Here is a 16,102-nt window from a genome sequence, read left to right as displayed (position 1 = left end):
AACGCTTGTGAACCCCATCGATGTGAAAGCACTCGGCAAGGTGGCCGTGCTGCTGGGCGGCCGCTCCGCCGAACGCGAGGTCTCGCTGATGTCCGGCACCGGCGTGCTGGCCGCGCTGCGATCCAAGGGGGTGGACGCCCACCCCTTCGATCCGGCCGAACGCGACCTGTCCGACCTCAAGCGCGAAGGTTTTGACCGCGTCTTCATCGCGCTGCACGGCCGCTTCGGCGAAGACGGCACGGTGCAGGGCGCGCTGGAGCTGATGGGCATCCCCTACACCGGCTCGGGCGTCATGGCCTCCAGCGTGGCCATGGACAAGCTCATGACCAAGCGCATCTGGATCGCCGAAGGCCTGTCGACGCCGGCCTGGCGCCAGGTGCACAGCGCGGCCGAGACCCGCGCAGCCTTCGAGGCGCTGGGCTCGCCGATGATCGTCAAGCCGGTGCGCGAAGGCTCGACCATCGGCCTGACCAAGGTGCTGACCGCCGAGCAGTGCGATGCGGCCTATGCGCTGGCCTCGGGCCAGGACCCGATGGTGATGTGCGAGCAGTTCATCGCCGGCGACGAGGTCACCATTCCGGTGCTCGGCACGGGGGCCGCGGCCCGCGCGCTGCCGGTGATCCGCATCGTCGCGCCCGACGGCAACTACGACTACCAGCACAAGTACTTCACCGACGACACGCAGTACCTCGTGCCCTGCGGCCTTCCCGAGGGCGAGGAGGCGGCGATCCAGGCCCTGGTGCTCCAGGCCTTCCGCGCGCTGGACTGCCGCGGCTGGGCGCGTGCCGACGTGATGATCGACGCGAAGACACGCCAGCCGTACCTGCTGGAAATCAACACCTCGCCCGGCATGACCGGCCACTCGCTGGTGCCGATGTCGGCCCGCGCGACCGGTCTGTCCTACGAGGACCTCTGCCTGTCCGTGCTGGCGACCGCGTCGCTGGACAACGCCAAGGCCTGACGGAACCACGATGCAGCACGCCGACCTGCCCCTGGACATCCGGCTCATGACCGTGGTCACGCGTGGCCTGGTCGTGGTCTTTGTCCTGCTCTGCCTGGGGGCGGTGGGCACCTGGATCGCGCGCCACCCCGCCTGGGCGCTGAAGGGCATCAGCGTGCAGGGCGACCTGGGGCACCAGAACGCCGTGGGTCTGCGGGCCCAGCTCGCTACGCCGCTGCGCAAGCTCGAAGGCAGTTTCCTGACCCTGGATCTGCAGCAGGTGCGCCGCATGTTCGAGGCCGTGCCCTGGGTGCGCCATGCGCGGGTGCAGCGCGAGTTTCCCAACCGTTTGCGGGTCACGCTCGAAGAGCACGAGGCCGTGGCCTGGTGGGGCCAGTCCGGATCGGGCCAGCTGGTCAGCCGCCTGGGCGAGGTGTTCGAAGCCAGCCCCGACGAGGGCGATGGCCTGCCCGAACTGGCCGGTCCGGCCGAGCAGGCCCCGCAGGTGTGGGCGCTGTACCAGCGACTCGCCGAAGAGGTCGCCCGGCTGGACCGGGCCCTGGTCCGGCTGGAGCTCAACGAACGCGGCAGCTGGCGCGCCGAACTCGACAACGGCACCCGCCTGGAACTCGGCCGCGGCAGCAGCGACGACCTGCTCGCGCGCACGCGCCGCTTCACCACCACGGTGGGGCAGCTGGCGCAGCGCTACCCCGGCGCCCTGCAGTCGGTGGACCTGCGCTACCCCAACGGCTATGCCCTGCGCGTGCAGGGCGTGACGACGCTGACCGACGACGCTCCGGCAACCCCAACACGAAACCGCTGAACAGACAACGATCATGGCCAAGGAATACAAGGATTTGGTGGTAGGACTGGACATTGGCACCGCCAAGATCATGGTGGTGGTGGCCGAAGTCCAGGCCAACGGCGAGCTCAAGCTGGCCGGGCTGGGCGTGTCCGCCAGCCACGGCCTCAAGCGTGGTGTGGTGGTCAACATCGACGCCACGGTGCAGAGCATCCAGCAGGCGCTCAAGGAGGCCGAGCTGATGGCCGACTGCCGCATCGCCCGCGTCTACACCGGCATCACCGGCAGCCACATCCGCGGCATCAACAGCAGCGGCATGGTGGCCATCAAGGACCGCGAGGTGACCACGGCCGACGTGGCCCGCGTCATCGAGACCGCCAAGGCGATCAACATCTCGACCGACCAGCGCCTGCTGCTGGTGGAGCCGCAGGAGTTCGTGATCGACGGCCAGGAGGTCAAGGAGCCGATCGGCATGAGCGGCATCCGCCTGGAGGCCAAGGTCCACATCGTCACCGGCGCCCAGAGCGCGGCCGAGAACATCATCAAGTGCGTGCGCCGCTGCGGCCTGGAGGTCGACCAGCTGATGCTCAACCCGCTCGCGTCCAGCCAGGCGGTGCTGACCGACGACGAGAAAGACCTGGGTGTGGCCCTGGTGGACATCGGTGCCGGCACCACCGACGTGGCCATCTTTGCAGGGGGGGCGATCCGCCACACCGCGGTGATCCCGATCGCCGGCGACCTGATCACCAGCGACATCGCCATGGCGCTGCGCACGCCGACCAAGGACGCCGAGGACATCAAGGTCGAGAGCGGCTGCGCCAAGCAGCTGCTGGCCGACCCGGACACCCAGGTCGAGGTGCCCGGTCTGGGCGACCGCGGGCCGCGCATGCTCAGCCGCCAGGCGCTGGCGGGCGTGATCGAGCCGCGGGTGGAAGAGATCTTTGCGCTGGTGCAGCAGGTGGTGCGCGATTCGGGCTTCGAGGAGGTGCTGTCCTCGGGCATCGTGCTCACCGGCGGCAGCGCGGTGATGCAGGGCATGGTCGAACTCGGCGAGGACATCTTCCTCAAGCCGGTGCGCCGAGGCGTGCCGCAGTACACCAGCGCCCTGTCGGACATGGTGGCGCAGCCGCGCGCCGCGACGGTCATGGGACTGCTCGAAGAAGCGCGGCTGGCCCGTGTGCGCGGCCACAAGGTGGCGCAGAAGGCGGGCTCCATGCAGAGCGCGCTGGACCGCGTGAAGAACTGGTTTGTGGGGACCTTCTGATGAACACGATCAACGCCGGAACCCGCCGCCTCGACCGCTGCCGCGAATGCACCGGGCCGCCTGGCTGAGGGTTCTCCTCGACAGCTTTCAACCCCACCCTTAAATACAATCGAAACCATGCCCGGACCCCAGCGGAAAAGGGCCACACAGGAGAGTGACATGAGCATCGAAATGATCGAAGTGGAAGAGTTCAACATGGGCACCCAGATCAAGGTCATCGGCGTCGGCGGCGGTGGCGGCAACGCGGTGGATCACATGATCGAACGCCACGTCCAGGGCGTGGAATTCATCTGCGCCAACACCGATGCGCAGGCGCTCACGCGCAGCCTGGCCAACCGCACCATCCAGCTCGGTGGCACGGGTCTGGGCGCCGGCAGCAAGCCCGAAAAGGGCCGCGAAGCGGCCGAGCTGGCGGTCGACGAGATCCGCACCGCCATCGACGGCGCCCACATGTTGTTCATCACCGCCGGCATGGGCGGCGGCACCGGCACGGGTGCTGCGCCGGTCATTGCCCGCGTGGCCAAGGAGATGGGCATCCTCACCGTGGGCGTGGTGACCAAGCCCTTCGACTTCGAAGGCGGCAAGCGCATGCAGAACGCCGACGCGGGCCTGGCCGAGCTCGAAGCCAATGTGGACTCGCTGATCGTGGTGCTCAACGACAAGCTTCTGGAAGTGCTGGGCGACGAAGTCACGCAGGACGAGGCCTTCGCGCACGCCAACGACGTGCTGAAGAACGCGGTCGGTGGCATCGCCGAGATCATCAACGAGTACGGCAATGTGAACGTCGACTTTGAAGACGTGCGCACCGTGATGGGCGAACCCGGCAAGGCCATGATGGGCACCGCGACCGCCAGCGGCCCGGACCGCGCCCGCATTGCCGCCGAGCAGGCCGTGGCCTGCCCGCTGCTCGATGGTGTGGACCTGTCCGGCGCCAAGGGCGTGCTGGTGCTGGTGACGGCATCCAAGGGGAGCCTGAAGCTCAAGGAGTCGAAGGAGGCCATGAACGCCATCAAGGCCTACGCTGCACCGGACGCCCACGTGATCTACGGCGCCGCCTACGACGAGAGCCTGGGCGACGAGATGCGTGTGACCGTGGTCGCCACCGGCCTCTCGCGCCAGGGCGCAGCCCGCCGCACCGCGCCGCCGCTGCAGGTGCTGCGCACCGGCACCGACAACACCCCGTTCGCCGTGCCGACGGTCAACGCGGCCGTCGGTGCACCGGGTGTGGGTGCTGCGCAGCCGAACTACGAGACCATGGCTGTACCGAGCGTCTGGCGCACCAACCGCACGCAGGCCGCGGCCAAGGTCGACGCGCTGGCCTCGGGCGGCATGGACGACTTCGAGATCCCGGCGTTTCTGCGCAAACAGGCGGATTGATTCCGTCCCTCCGCTATGGCCGGCATAGCTTTTCCGGCCTGCGCGAAGGGGAGCTGAAACCTACAATCGCCGGATGCTTGCTCAACGCACCCTCAAGTCCCTGACCAAGGCGGTCGGCGTGGGCCTGCACGGTGGCCAGCGGGTGGAGCTCACGCTCAGGCCCGCGGCGCCGGACACGGGCATCGTGTTCCGTCGCGTGGATCTGCCCGAGCCGGTGGACATTCCGGTCACCGCCGACTCGGTGACCGACACCCGGCTCGCCTCGACCATCTCCAACGGCGGTGTCAAGGTCAACACCATCGAGCACCTGATGAGCGCCTGCGCCGGGCTCGGGTTGGACAACCTCTACATCGACATCACCGCCGAAGAGGTGCCCATCCTGGATGGGTCCTCCGCGTCCTTTGTGTACCTGCTGCAGAGCGCGGGCATCGCGCTGCAGAACAAGGCCAAACGCTTCATCCGCGTGAAGAAGGCGGTCGAGGTGCGCGAGGGCGAGGGCCGCAATCTCAAGTGGGCGCGGCTGGACCCGTTTCACGGCTACAAGCTCGCGTTCGAGATTGAGTTCGACCACCCGGCGGTGAACGCCACCGGCCAGCGCGTCGAGTTCGACATGGGCAGCGGCCGCTACGCACGCGAGATCGCCCGTGCCCGCACCTTCGGCTTCACGCGCGACGTGGAGATGATGCGTTCGCGCGGACTGGGCCTGGGCGGAGGCCTGGACAACGCCATCGTGATGGACGACGTGAAGGTGCTCAACGCCGACGGGTTGCGTTACTCGGACGAGTTCGTCAAGCACAAGATCCTTGACGCCATCGGTGATCTGTACATCGTGGGCAAGCCGCTGCTGGCGGCCTACAGCGCCTTTCGCAGCGGCCACGCGATGAACAACCAGCTGCTGCGCGCCCTGCTGGCCCAGCCCGATGCCTACGAGATCGTGAGCTTCGAGCACGAGCGCGAAGCGCCGCTGGGCTTTGCCCAGCTGGCGCCGGCCTGGTGACCCGGCCTGTCCGCAAGCCCCGGTCATGCTCCTGCTGCGCCTGGTCCTGATTCTGCTGCTGATCGGGGCGGGCGTGTGTTTCGCCGCCTACGCCTTCACCAGCAACCCCCGTTACCTGCGCTGGGGCTGGATGGTGCTCAAGGTGGCGCTGGCCGCTGCCCTCGGCTTTTTCAGCATCCTGTTTCTTGAGCGCATCCTGTAGCCGCGCCACGCATTGATCCGGCGAGGGTGAACCCCGTCCAGTGATGCCGTGGAACCGGCTCTGCCGGGCCACAGGCATCGCCCCCTGGGGGATGACGCCGCAGGCGGCGCGGGGGGGGGTCAATAGTTCCGTCCGCCCTTGTAGGCCGCGTGGGTGCGCGCCCGTGTTGGCGCCACCTTGTTGATGGCAGCGACGCTGCGCGCCACCTGGGCGTGGGTGATGCACAGCCCCAGGGCGTCGGCGGCGTCCTTGCCGGGAAGGCCCGGCAGCTGCAGCATGCGTTTCACCATTTCCTGCATCTGTGCCTTGTCGGCGCGGCCATAGCCCACCACGGCCTTCTTCAGCTGCAGCGCGGTGTACTCGGCCACCGACAGGCCGTTGGCCACCAGGGCCGTGAGGCAGCAGCCGCGCGCCTGGCCCAGCAGCAGCGTGGCCTGGGGGTTGACGTTCACGAACACGATCTCGCAGGCCGCCACGCCGGGCTGGTAGCGCTGCACCACCTCACCGATGCCGTCGAACAGGATCTTCAGCCGCTCGGGCAGCAGGGCGCCGTCCTTGGGGCTGGTCTGGATGGTGCCGCTGGCCACGTAGTGGAGCGCCGCGCCTTCCGCATCGACCACGCCGAAGCCGGTGCATTGCAGGCCAGGGTCGATGCCGAGGATGCGCACGGTGGCCGCCTCAGAGGTCGAAGGTCCAGCGGACCGAATGGAAGAACACCGGCGCGGCGAAGCACAGGGCATCGACGCGGTCGAGCACGCCGCTGGCGCCGGTGACGGAGCGGCCGGCCGCGCCCCAGTGGGTCACACCGCGGTCGCGCTTGATGGCCTTCATGACCAGGTGGCCGAGCGAGCCGGCGGCGCAGGCGATGAGGGCCATGGCCAGCGCCCGCCCGGGCTTGAAGGGGGTCAGGCCGGCGAGCGCGGCGCCCAGCAGGCCGCCGGCCACCAGCCCGGCGGCCCAGCTGCGCCACTGGAAGCTCTCGCTGATGGCCGGTGCCACGGGCCTGTCCAGCCGGCGCGCCACCAGGTGCTGCACCAGCATGCAGGTCTGCACCACCAGCACCAGGAAGACCACCAGAAAGGCCATCCGGCCCGCGAAGTCGCGGAACTGCAGCAGCAACAGGGCGGGCACATGGCTCATGCCGTAGACGCAGACCATGATGCCCCACTGCAGCTTGGCGTTGCGCTCCAGGAAGCGCTGGGGGTCGTTGCCGAGCGCGCTCACCACCGGGATGGCCAGGAACACGTAGACCGGGATGAACACCGTGAACAGGTTGAACTCGCGGTGCCAGACCAGGGCGTACTGCAGCGGCAGCACGATGAAGAAGGCCAGCACCAGACTCCGATGGTCCCCCCGCCGGGTGGGCGAGAGGCTGATGAACTCGCGCAGCGTGAAGAACGAGACGATGCCGAACAGCACGATGGCCACGTGCTCGCCCGCCGCCCAGGCCAGCCAGAACACCAGCATCATGAGCCAGGAGTTGCGCAGCAGGGTGTTGTAGTCCTGCAGCCGGTGGTGCAGGCGTTCGTCCACCTCGGACTGCCGCCGCTCGCGCAGCGACAGCAGCACGGCGACGCCGCTGGCCAGTGTCAGCAGTCCGAACAGGACCACGAACAGCAGGCTGACCTGCTGTTGCGGGCTGAGGCTTCGAAGGAAGGACGTCATGCGGAACCTACACGTCGCGCAGGGTGATGACCGCATCCCGGGCGCGCCGCAGGAAGTCGGCACGGTCTTCGTCGGCGCCGAGCTTCAGGGGCTCGCCGAAGGTGACCGAACACAGCACCGGCACCGGAATCACCTCGCCCTTGGGGATCACGCGCTGCACGTTGTGGATCCAGGCCGGCACCAGCACGACGTCCGGAAAGCGTTTGGCCAGGTTGTACAGCCCTGACTTGAACGGCTGCGGTTCCTCGCCATGGCCTCGCGTGCCTTCCGGGAAGATGATCAGCGAGTCGCCGCTGTCCAGCGCGTCGATGAGCGGCTGCAGCGGGTCCTCATCGCCCTTGCGCTCGCGCTCGACATAGACCGCGTTGAACACGGCGGTGGTGATCCAGCGCTTGAAGGTGGAGGCGGTCCAGTAGTCGCGGGCCGCAATCGGGCGGGTGATGCTGCGCAGCTCGCTCGGCAGGGCGGCCCAGATGAGCACCAGGTCGGCGTGGCTCTGGTGGTTGGCAAAGTAGATGCGCTGTTCGGCCTTGGGCGGGCAGCCGTGCCAGCGCGCCTGGGCGCCGGTGAGCGCGCGCACCAGCCCGAGCAGGAACATGCCCATGGCCTGGGCGCGCCAGTTCAACGCGACTCCCTCCGTGCTGCGCACTGCGGGGCTGAGCGCCTTGGGAACGGCCCGGCGGCGCTCATGGCGGGCTCACATCGCCCATGCGGGCCACGATGGTGGCGGTGCGCCGGGACAGGTAGGCGGAGCCCGGGCGGGTCTCGAAGAACTTGGGGCTGGGCAGCATCACGGCCAACCGGGCCGCTTCATAGGCGCTGAGCTTGTCGGCCGACTTCCTGAAATAGCGCTGGGCGGCGGCCTCGGCGCCGAACACACCCTCGCCCCATTCGACGCTGTTGAGGTAGATCTCCAGGATGCGACGCTTGGACAGCAGCGCCTCCAGCGTCAGCGTCAGCACCAGCTCCTGGCCCTTGCGCAGCAGGTTGCGCTCGCCCGAGAGCAGCAGGTTCTTGGCCAGCTGCTGGGTGATGGTCGACCCGCCCAGGATCTTGGCCGGCTTGATGGCCTTGATCGCGGCTTCGGCCGCCTCGGGTTTCTTGGCCAGCCGCTTCTCGATCTGCTCCTGGCGTTTCTCGATCAGCTCCTGCCGGCGCTCGTTCTTGGCCCAGGCCGATTCGATGGCTTCCCAGTCCACTCCGCCGTGCTCGGGAAAGCCTGCGTCCTCGGAGGCCATGACGGCGCGCTTGAGATTCGGGCTGATGTCTTCGTAGTCGACCCATTGCGACGACCAGCGCCATTCCTTGTCGGCGGAGGTCACGCTCTCGGTGGCCACGCGCCATGCTTCTGATCGCATGAAGGCGGTGCTCTGCGGATCGATCACCAGCATCAGCGCGATCCGCAGCACGAAGAACAGCTGCAGCGCCACGCCCGCCAGCAGCATCCACAACAACCAACGCCCGAACGAACGCATCACCACTCCCGACCTACTGCGAACTCATCTGGGTCTGCAGGCCCGCGTCCCGGGTGAACCGGAAGCGCGACACCACCACGATCTGGTCGGCGCGCCGGCGCATGGCCTCGTTGAACTTGCCGAACTTCAGGCTGCGCACGATGGACTCGGCCCGACGGTCCAGCGTCAGGGTGCCCGAGGTCTGGACCACCTCGGTGTCCAGCACCGCACCGGTGTGGTTGACCGTGATCACCATGGTCAGCTCGCCATAGAGCTTGCGCCCGGCCGCCTCGGGGAAGTTGGTCGTGCCGCGGTCCTCGATCCGGCGCCGGAGTTCGTCGTAGTAGACCGCGTAGACCTCTTCCCGCGTGGCGGGGCTGATGTAACGCTTGCGCGGACGGGCGTTCTCCTCGTTGATGCGCTTCTCGATCTCGGCCAGCAGCTTGGTCAGCAGCTGGCGGCGCTGCTCGCGCTCCACCGATTCGGGGCTCGGGTTGACGGCCTGCAGATCGGGGGGCGGCATGCTGGCCAGCTGCTGCCGGACCTGGGCCAGGATCTGGCTCTGGCGCTCCTTGAGCGCCTCGATCATCTGCTCATCCTTCTCGGGGGTGTCGCCGAGCCGCGCCTGCTGCATGGACGGCAGGGGCGAGGTGGCGCGGCCCTTCTCCGCATCGCCGCCACCCGCCAGCGAGGCCTGAGCGATCACCTGTGCCTTGTCCGGCCGGTCGTTGCTCTTCGCGTTGACGAGGATCACCTCCAGCGGCGTGTCCTGGAACACGCGGTTGAACCCTTCGGGATCGACGAAACGCACCGTGAGCAGGGCCGCGTGCACCGCCACCGAGATGCCCAGGGCAATCTGGAGCGTGCTCAGCCGCCGCAGGAAGTTCAGAACCGGATTCACGGGCGCGATTATCCGTGCAGCCTCAGGACGCCGACGCGGGGTCGGCGGCACCGGCCTCGGGTTCGTTGACGTCGATGGCCAGGGCCAGCGGCGCGGCCAGCTCTTCGTCCTCTGCCTCGGCCGACTCGTCCAGCGCTTCGACCGCACCGTCCAGCCGCTCGATCACGGTGCCCGAGACGTCCAGAGCGATCTCGTCGATGGCGCCCAGGCGCACCCGCACGTGCGCGCCGCGCGGCAGGCCCTCGGCACCCAGCACCGGCAGCACCAGCGGCAGCGTGTCGGCGCGCACCAGGTTGTCCTTGATCAGCGTGGCGGTCAGTTCGGTGGTGCCGGTCTGCTGCAGGTGTTTGAGCGTCCAGAAGCGCTCCATGCCGTTCTGGAAGCCGTTGTAGGCGGTGTAGGCCGCGTCGAAGCCACTGATGATGGCGAACAGGTTGGCGTCCTTGGGCTTGAAGGGCGCCGCCAGCGCGGCCGTGGTGCCATGGCGGGCGCAGGCGATGATCTGCCACTGGTTCACCAGGTCGACATAGCGGCGCAGGGGCGAGGTGCTCCAGGCGTAGGCCTTGACGCCGATGCCCGCGTGCGGGGCGACCTTGGTGCCCATGCGCACCTTGACGCCGGGCGCCAGACTCGCCTGGCTGCGGTAGATGCCGGGCACGCCACAGGCGGCCAGCCACTGGCCCCAGGTGCTGTTGGCCAGGATCATGGCCTCGGCCACCATCAGGTCCAGCGGCGCACCGCGGGAGCGGGTGCCGATGATCACGGCCTCGCTGCCGTCGGGCTCGTCGCCCGTCACGCCCTGCAGCTTGAAGGTGTAGTCGGGGCGGGTGAAGGTCTCGGGCTTGCCGCGCACCACCTCGCGCTGGGCTTTCAGGTGTTTCGCGAGGCGGAAGATGAAGGCCAGCTGCGGCTGCAGGGCGGCGATCTCGCCGCTGGCGGTGTCCAGCGGTGCCTCGCCGGTCAGCCAGGCCTCGGTGATCACGCTGTCGAGCTGGTCGTGGCGCAGGTTGTGGGCGATGGGCACGCGCTCCAGCGCGGTGCGGCTGTCCTTCTGTTCGAGCGTGGCCTCGTCGAAGCTCACGTACAGCGACACCGCCGGGCAGTCGCGCCCGGCCTCCAGCGTGTAGCGCTGCACCACCGCATCGGGCAGCATGGTGATCTTGTGGCCCGGCATGTAGACCGTGGACAGGCGCTGGCGCGCCACCGCGTCGACGGCATCCTGAGGCTGGATCGCCAGCCCCGGCGCGGCGATGTGGATGCCCAGCGTCACCGTGCCGCTGCCCAGCCCCTGCAGCGACAACGCATCGTCGATCTCGGTGGTGTGCGAGTCGTCGATGGAAAACGCCTGCACCGGCGCCACCGGCAGCTCGTCGGTGATGGCCGGCGCCTGCAGGGCAGGGAAGCCCGTGCCCTTGGGAAACTGGTCGAAAAGGAAACGCTGCCAGTGGAACTGGTAGGCGCTGGTGATGGCGCCGGCCTTTTCCAGCAGGGCCAGCGGGTTGAGGTGGCTGCTGCGCGCCGCCTCGACCACGGCCTTGTACTCGGGCGCGTTCTTGTCGGGCTTGAACAGGATCTTGTAGAGCTGCTGACGCACCGGCTCCGGGCAGGTGCCGGCCACGAGTTCGGCGGCCCAGGCGTCGATCTGGGCCTGGATCTGCTTTTTCTTCTCGATGGCGGCCAGCGCCTGTGCCACGATCTCGGCCGGCGCTTTTTTGTACCGGCCCTTGCCGGCGCGGCGGAAGTAGTGCGGCGCGCCCTGCAGGCAGATCAGGGCCGCGACCTGCTGCTCCACGCCGGGCGGGTCGCTGAAGTAGTCGGCCGCCAGGTCGGCGAAGCCGAACTCGTCCTCGGGCGCGAACTCGTAGGCCAGCTCCAGCTCCATGCTGGCGGCCAGGGCGGTGGCGGCGGGCATGAGCAGGGCCGGCGCGGGCTTCTCGAAACGCAGCAGGGTGTTGGCCAGCTTGACCTTCACGCGCTTGCCCGAATCGAGCTCCACCTGCAGGGAGCTCTCGGCTTCGGACATGAGGCGGCCGGTCATCAGTTTGCCGGCTTCGTCGAACAGGATGTGCATGGGCGCGATTGTCCCACGCAGGGCGAAGCGTCCCGCCTTTCAGGTCGCCAGCCGGAGGAACCCGAACAGGCGCTCGATGTGCCGGTCGAAGTCGGCGATGGCGTGGTCGCCTTCGGGCAGGCGGTGGATGCTGCCGCCGGCACAGAAGGCCAGCATTTCGCGCCAGTCCAGCACCTCGTCCTTCTCGGAGATGAGGGCGAACAGGCGCTCGGGGGTGACCGGCTGGGCGGGGGCCAGACGGTGGATGTCACCGGCCAGCGCCTCCAGTTCGCCCACGAACTCGGCCCGGAAGAAGATGTGTTCGTCCGGGTTCTGCCAGACCGGGTGCTCGCCGATGTACTTCGCCAGATCGCGCTGCGGAAACGGCGCCGGGTTGAGCAGGGCCGCCACGCAACCGCGCTGCAGCGACAGCCAGCGGGCGTAGAAGCCGCCCAGCGAGGAGCCGATGACGGCCATGCGGTCGGTCGGCCAGCCGTCCGTGAGCCGCCGCATCAGCTGCGCCGCTTCGCGGGGCGACGGCGGCAGCTGCGGGCAGCACCAGACGACCCCCGGGTGCAACGAGCGCACCCGCTCCGCCACCAGCAGGGCCTTGGCCGATTGAGGCGACGAACGGAAGCCGTGCAGGTAGAGCAGGTGAGTGACCGGAAGGCGGGGCGGGGTGTGCATGGCGGAAGGATAATGGCTGCCTCATGGCCGCCGTACTCGACAAACCTTCGCTCTGGCAACGCATCCGACCCATCTTCCAGGGCTTTGACGGACCGCTGGCGCTGGCCATCCTGCTGCTGGCCGGTGCGGGCCTGATGACGATGTACTCGGTCGGCTTCGACCACGGCACCCGGTTTACCAGCCACGGCCGCAACATGCTGCTGGCTGCGGCGGTGCTGTTCACCGTGTCGCAGGTGCCGCCTCAGCGGCTGATGGCGCTGGCCGTGCCGATGTACGTGGTGGGCGTGATGCTGCTGCTCGGGGTGGAGCTGTTCGGCATCACCAAGAAGGGCGCGACGCGCTGGATCAACGTCGGCATCGTGATTCAGCCCAGCGAGCTGATGAAGGTGGCCATGCCGCTGATGCTGGCCTGGTGGTTCCAGCGCCGGGAAGGCATGCTCAAACCCCTGGACTTCGCGGTGGCGGGGCTGCTGCTGGCGGTGCCCGCCTTCCTGATCCTCAAGCAGCCCGACCTGGGCACCACGCTGCTGGTGCTGGCCTCGGGCCTGGCGGTGATCTTTTTTGCCGGCCTGAGCTGGAAGCTGATCATTCCGCCGGTGCTGCTGGCGGCGGTCGGCATCGTGACGCTGATCATCATGGAGCCGCAGTGGTGCGCACCGGACGTCGACTGGAAGGTGCTGCACGAGTACCAGCGCCAGCGCGTCTGCACCCTGCTCGACCCGTTCAAGGACCCGCTGGGCAAGGGCTTTCACATCATCCAGGGCATGATCGCCATCGGCTCCGGCGGCGTCTGGGGCAAGGGCTTCATGCAGGGCACCCAGACCCACCTGGAGTTCATTCCCGAACGCACCACCGACTTCATCTACGCGGCCTTCTCCGAAGAGTTCGGCCTGGTGGGCACGCTGGGCCTGATGGCCGGTTTCATCTTCCTGATCGTGCGCGGCCTGACCGTCGCACTGGAGGCGCCGACCCTGTTCGCGCGCCTGCTGGCCGGCGCCATGACGCTCAACATCTTCGTCTACGCATTCGTCAACATGGGCATGGTCAGCGGCATCCTGCCGGTGGTGGGGGTGCCGCTGCCCTTCATCAGCTACGGCGGCACGGCCATGGTGACCATGGGGGTGGGACTGGGCATCCTGATGTCGATCGCCAAGTCCAAACGCCTCATGCAGTCATGATGAACGCGCGCCTCCCCGTGGCGGTCGTCGGCGCCGGCAACATGGGCGGTGCCATGGTGGAGCGCCTGTGCGAAGCAGGTACGGCCGTGGCGGTTTGCGACATCGATCCCGCGCGGCAGCGGCAGGCCCTGGCGGCCGGGGCCGAACTGGCCGACACGCCATCGCTGGCCGCTTCGGCGCTGGCAGACGGCGGGGTGCTGATCGTCTGTGTCGTGGACGCGCAGCAGTCGCGCGAGGTGCTGTTCGGCCCCGATGGCGCGGTCTCCCGCATGCGCGGGGGGCAGACCGTGATGCTCTGCCCGACCATCGCGCCACAGGACGTCGAAGCCTTGGCCGTGGGCCTGAGCGAACGCGGCATCGGCTGCATCGACGCCCCCCTGTCCGGCGGACCGGCGCGGGCGCGCGACGGCAGCATGAGCCTGATGCTGGCCGCGCCGGCGGCCCTGCTGCAGCGCCACCAAGACCTGCTCGCGCGGCTCTCCTCGCGCCGCTTCGTGATCAGCGAACGCGTGGGTGACGGCGCCCGGACCAAGCTGGTCAACAACCTGCTGGCGGGCATCAACCTCGTTGGCGCGGCCGAGGTGCTGGCGCTGGCCGACCGCCTGGGACTGGACCTGGGCACCACGCTGGACGTGATCGAACAGTCCAGCGGCCAGAGCTGGATCGGTTCGGACCGGATGCGGCGCGCCATCGCCGGCGACCTCGAACCCCGGGCGCACGTGACGCTGCTGGAGAAAGACACCCGGCTGGCGGTCGAGGCCGCGCAGGCCGCCGGATTCGACGGGCCGCTCGGCGCTCGGGCCGCGGCCGTGTTCGCCCAGGCCCGCGCCGCGGGACTGGCCGACCGCGACGACGGCGCCCTCCTGCCTCTGCTGCGCAGTCAGGCGCGGCAATCCCACTGATCCGACCGGGGTCACGACCGGCGGTCGGCGCCGCAGCGCCCGGCTTCCTACAATCGTGCCCATGATCGCCCGCGAACCTACCCTGGCCCGACTGGCCACCGCCGAAAGCCTCCTGCTCACCCCCTACGGCCTGAGCATGTCCCACCTGCAGCGCGCGCTGGGCGAGATGACCTCGCACGGCGTCGACGACGCCGACCTCTACTTCCAGACCACGCGCAGCGAAGGCTGGAGCCTCGAAGAGGGCATCGTCAAGACCGGCAGCTTCAGCATCGACCAGGGCGTGGGCGTGCGCGCCGTCAGCGGCGAGAAGACCGCCTTCGCCTACTCCGACGACCTGTCCTGGGATTCGCTGCTGGATGCGGCGCACACGGTGCGCTCGATCTCCGGCCAGGGCCAGAGCCGCAAGGTCCGCGTGCCGGCCCCCAAGGCCTCGAAGTCGCGTTCGCTCTACCCGGGGCTCGACCCGATCGGCACGCTCGACAGCGCGGCCAAGATCGCCCTGCTCGAAAAGGTGGAGAAGCTGGCCAAGGCGCGCGACCCGCGCGTGGTGCAGGTCATGGCCGGTCTGGCCGCCGAGCACGACGTGGTGCTGATCGCCCGCGCCGACGGCACGGTGGCCGCCGACGTGCGGCCGCTGGTGCGGCTGTCGGTGACCGTGATTGCCGAACAGAACGGCCGGCGCGAGATGGGCACCTCGGGCGGCGGCGGCCGTTTCGGCCTCGCCTACTTCGACGACGCGACCGTCGACAGCTATGTGGAAGAGGCGGTGTCCTCGGCCCTCACCAACCTTGAGGCCCGGCCGGCCCCCGCCGGCGAGATGACCGTGGTGCTTGGCCCGGGCTGGCCCGGCGTGCTGCTGCACGAGGCCGTGGGCCACGGGCTGGAGGGAGACTTCAACCGCAAGGGTTCCAGCGCCTTCAGCGGCCGCATCGGACAGCGCGTGGCGGCCAAGGGCGTGACGGTGCTCGACGACGGCACCATCGCCGACCGCCGCGGTTCGCTCAACGTGGACGACGAAGGCCACACCACGCAGAAGAACGTGCTGATCGAGGACGGAATCCTCAAGGGCTACATCCAGGACGCGATGAATGCGCGCCTGATGGGCGTCAAGCCCACCGGCAACGGCCGCCGCGAGAGCTACGCCCACGTGCCCATGCCCCGCATGACCAACACCTACATGCTGGGCGGCGACAAGAGCCCGGACGAAATTGTGGCCAGCATCAAAAAGGGGCTCTACGCCACCAACTTCGGCGGTGGCCAGGTCGACATCACCAGCGGCAAGTTCGTGTTTTCCGCCAGCCAGGCCTACTGGGTCGAAAACGGCAAGATCCAATACCCCGTCAAGGGCGCGACGCTGGTCGGCAGCGGCCCCGAGTCGCTCAAGAAGATCAGCATGATCGGCAACGACATGCGCCTGGACAGCGGCGTCGGCACCTGTGGCAAGGAAGGCCAGAGCGTTCCGGTGGGGGTCGGTCAGCCCACCCTGCGCATCGACGGCCTCACCGTGGGGGGAACGGCCTGACCCGGCTTGTAAGACGGCTGTCAAAACCGCTGTGATACAGTCTGCGGCCATGCAAACCCGCGCAGCCATCTTTTTCGGCTTTTACTTTTGGTTCTCTGTCCCCGGCGGACGAGAGGCAAGGGTGTAAGCGCGCCAAGCAACCCAAAACCTCCGAAACCGCC

General features: G+C 68.6%; 16 protein-coding genes. 9 read left to right on the top strand and 7 right to left on the bottom strand.

The window, feature by feature from the left end:
- Nucleotides 1–7 precede the first annotated feature (7 nt).
- The 6 genes from RCO38_RS11655 to RCO38_RS11630 all read left to right on the top strand — a co-directional run bounded on the left by RCO38_RS11655 (nt 8) and on the right by RCO38_RS11630 (nt 5,582).
- Nucleotides 8–961: a D-alanine--D-alanine ligase gene (locus tag RCO38_RS11655; protein WP_308328475.1), complete on the top strand. Its 954-nt coding sequence runs from the start codon at nt 8–10 to the stop codon at nt 959–961.
- Nucleotides 962–971: 10 nt separating this feature from the next.
- A complete protein-coding gene (locus tag RCO38_RS11650; RefSeq protein ID WP_308328474.1) occupies nt 972–1,763 on the top strand; it encodes a cell division protein FtsQ/DivIB in 792 nt (263 codons plus the stop codon).
- Nucleotides 1,764–1,776: 13 nt separating this feature from the next.
- Nucleotides 1,777–3,006 (top strand): cell division protein FtsA, encoded by a 1,230-nt coding sequence (gene ftsA / locus RCO38_RS11645; RefSeq protein WP_066252986.1) that lies wholly within the window; start codon nt 1,777–1,779, stop codon nt 3,004–3,006.
- 159 nt (nt 3,007–3,165) lie between these two features.
- Nucleotides 3,166–4,383: a cell division protein FtsZ gene (gene ftsZ / locus RCO38_RS11640; protein ID WP_308328473.1), complete on the top strand. Its 1,218-nt coding sequence runs from the start codon at nt 3,166–3,168 to the stop codon at nt 4,381–4,383.
- Nucleotides 4,384–4,456: 73 nt separating this feature from the next.
- Complete coding sequence (gene lpxC / locus RCO38_RS11635; RefSeq protein WP_308328472.1) at nt 4,457–5,380, top strand: UDP-3-O-acyl-N-acetylglucosamine deacetylase; 924 nt, start codon at nt 4,457–4,459, stop codon at nt 5,378–5,380.
- A gap of 25 nt (nt 5,381–5,405) precedes the next feature.
- Nucleotides 5,406–5,582, top strand: a complete 177-nt coding sequence (locus RCO38_RS11630) for a hypothetical protein (RefSeq protein ID WP_308328471.1) — start codon at nt 5,406–5,408, stop codon at nt 5,580–5,582.
- Nucleotides 5,583–5,701: 119 nt separating this feature from the next.
- On the opposite strand, the gene ruvC is transcribed toward RCO38_RS11630, so the two are convergent.
- The 7 genes from ruvC to RCO38_RS11595 form a co-directional block, all read right to left on the bottom strand.
- On the bottom strand, nt 5,702–6,250 hold the full coding sequence (gene ruvC, locus RCO38_RS11625) for a crossover junction endodeoxyribonuclease RuvC (RefSeq protein WP_308328470.1): 549 nt from the start codon (nt 6,248–6,250) through the stop codon (nt 5,702–5,704).
- A gap of 10 nt (nt 6,251–6,260) precedes the next feature.
- Nucleotides 6,261–7,247: a phosphatidate cytidylyltransferase gene (locus tag RCO38_RS11620; protein ID WP_308328469.1), complete on the bottom strand. Its 987-nt coding sequence runs from the start codon at nt 7,245–7,247 to the stop codon at nt 6,261–6,263.
- A 7-nt stretch (nt 7,248–7,254) separates the two neighbouring features.
- The gene (locus RCO38_RS11615; protein WP_308328823.1) at nt 7,255–7,851 is read right to left on the bottom strand and encodes a lysophospholipid acyltransferase family protein; all 597 of its coding nucleotides are present in this window, start codon (nt 7,849–7,851) and stop codon (nt 7,255–7,257) included.
- Nucleotides 7,852–7,933: 82 nt separating this feature from the next.
- On the bottom strand, nt 7,934–8,722 hold the full coding sequence (locus RCO38_RS11610; RefSeq protein WP_308328468.1) for a transglycosylase domain-containing protein: 789 nt from the start codon (nt 8,720–8,722) through the stop codon (nt 7,934–7,936).
- 13 nt (nt 8,723–8,735) lie between these two features.
- Complete coding sequence (locus tag RCO38_RS11605; protein WP_308328467.1) at nt 8,736–9,602, bottom strand: energy transducer TonB; 867 nt, start codon at nt 9,600–9,602, stop codon at nt 8,736–8,738.
- A 22-nt stretch (nt 9,603–9,624) separates the two neighbouring features.
- Nucleotides 9,625–11,673 carry a ribonuclease catalytic domain-containing protein gene (locus tag RCO38_RS11600; protein WP_308328466.1) on the bottom strand — a complete coding sequence of 683 codons (2,049 nt, stop codon included), beginning with the start codon at nt 11,671–11,673 and terminating at the stop codon, nt 9,625–9,627.
- Between the two features lie 39 nt (nt 11,674–11,712).
- Nucleotides 11,713–12,339: a YqiA/YcfP family alpha/beta fold hydrolase gene (locus RCO38_RS11595; RefSeq protein WP_308328465.1), complete on the bottom strand. Its 627-nt coding sequence runs from the start codon at nt 12,337–12,339 to the stop codon at nt 11,713–11,715.
- Nucleotides 12,340–12,362: 23 nt separating this feature from the next.
- On the opposite strand from RCO38_RS11595, the gene rodA reads away from it, so the two are divergent.
- The 3 genes from rodA to tldD all read left to right on the top strand — a co-directional run bounded on the left by rodA (nt 12,363) and on the right by tldD (nt 15,941).
- Nucleotides 12,363–13,517: a rod shape-determining protein RodA gene (gene rodA, locus RCO38_RS11590; RefSeq protein ID WP_308328464.1), complete on the top strand. Its 1,155-nt coding sequence runs from the start codon at nt 12,363–12,365 to the stop codon at nt 13,515–13,517.
- Nucleotides 13,517–14,419, top strand: a complete 903-nt coding sequence (locus RCO38_RS11585; RefSeq protein WP_308328463.1) for an NAD(P)-dependent oxidoreductase — start codon at nt 13,517–13,519, stop codon at nt 14,417–14,419. The genes rodA and RCO38_RS11585 overlap by 1 nt, the downstream gene beginning before the upstream one ends.
- A 61-nt stretch (nt 14,420–14,480) precedes the next feature.
- On the top strand, nt 14,481–15,941 hold the full coding sequence (tldD, locus tag RCO38_RS11580) for a metalloprotease TldD (protein WP_308328462.1): 1,461 nt from the start codon (nt 14,481–14,483) through the stop codon (nt 15,939–15,941).
- Nucleotides 15,942–16,102 lie beyond the last annotated feature (161 nt).

It is taken from the genome of Hydrogenophaga pseudoflava (genome assembly GCF_031020795.1).
GTDB lineage: Bacteria > Pseudomonadota > Gammaproteobacteria > Burkholderiales > Burkholderiaceae_C > Hydrogenophaga > Hydrogenophaga pseudoflava_A.
This window is presented reverse-complemented; position numbering and strand designations above follow the sequence as displayed.

Bases quoted from the DNA above. Each gene is read 5' to 3' on its own strand.
- RCO38_RS11650 (WP_308328474.1), top strand. From the start codon at position 972: ATGCAGCACGCCGACCTGCCCCTGGACATCCGGCTCATGACCGTGGTC.
- ftsA (WP_066252986.1), top strand. From the start codon at position 1,777: ATGGCCAAGGAATACAAGGATTTGGTGGTAGGACTGGACATTGGCACC.
- ftsZ (WP_308328473.1), top strand. From the start codon at position 3,166: ATGAGCATCGAAATGATCGAAGTGGAAGAGTTCAACATGGGCACCCAG.
- lpxC (WP_308328472.1), top strand. From the start codon at position 4,457: ATGCTTGCTCAACGCACCCTCAAGTCCCTGACCAAGGCGGTCGGCGTG.
- RCO38_RS11630 (WP_308328471.1), top strand. From the start codon at position 5,406: ATGCTCCTGCTGCGCCTGGTCCTGATTCTGCTGCTGATCGGGGCGGGC.
- RCO38_RS11620 (WP_308328469.1), bottom strand. From the start codon at position 7,247: ATGACGTCCTTCCTTCGAAGCCTCAGCCCGCAACAGCAGGTCAGCCTG.
- RCO38_RS11615 (WP_308328823.1), bottom strand. From the start codon at position 7,851: ATGGGCATGTTCCTGCTCGGGCTGGTGCGCGCGCTCACCGGCGCCCAG.
- RCO38_RS11610 (WP_308328468.1), bottom strand. From the start codon at position 8,722: ATGCGTTCGTTCGGGCGTTGGTTGTTGTGGATGCTGCTGGCGGGCGTG.
- RCO38_RS11600 (WP_308328466.1), bottom strand. From the start codon at position 11,673: ATGCACATCCTGTTCGACGAAGCCGGCAAACTGATGACCGGCCGCCTC.
- RCO38_RS11595 (WP_308328465.1), bottom strand. From the start codon at position 12,339: ATGCACACCCCGCCCCGCCTTCCGGTCACTCACCTGCTCTACCTGCAC.
- rodA (WP_308328464.1), top strand. From the start codon at position 12,363: ATGGCCGCCGTACTCGACAAACCTTCGCTCTGGCAACGCATCCGACCC.
- RCO38_RS11585 (WP_308328463.1), top strand. From the start codon at position 13,517: ATGAACGCGCGCCTCCCCGTGGCGGTCGTCGGCGCCGGCAACATGGGC.
- tldD (WP_308328462.1), top strand. From the start codon at position 14,481: ATGATCGCCCGCGAACCTACCCTGGCCCGACTGGCCACCGCCGAAAGC.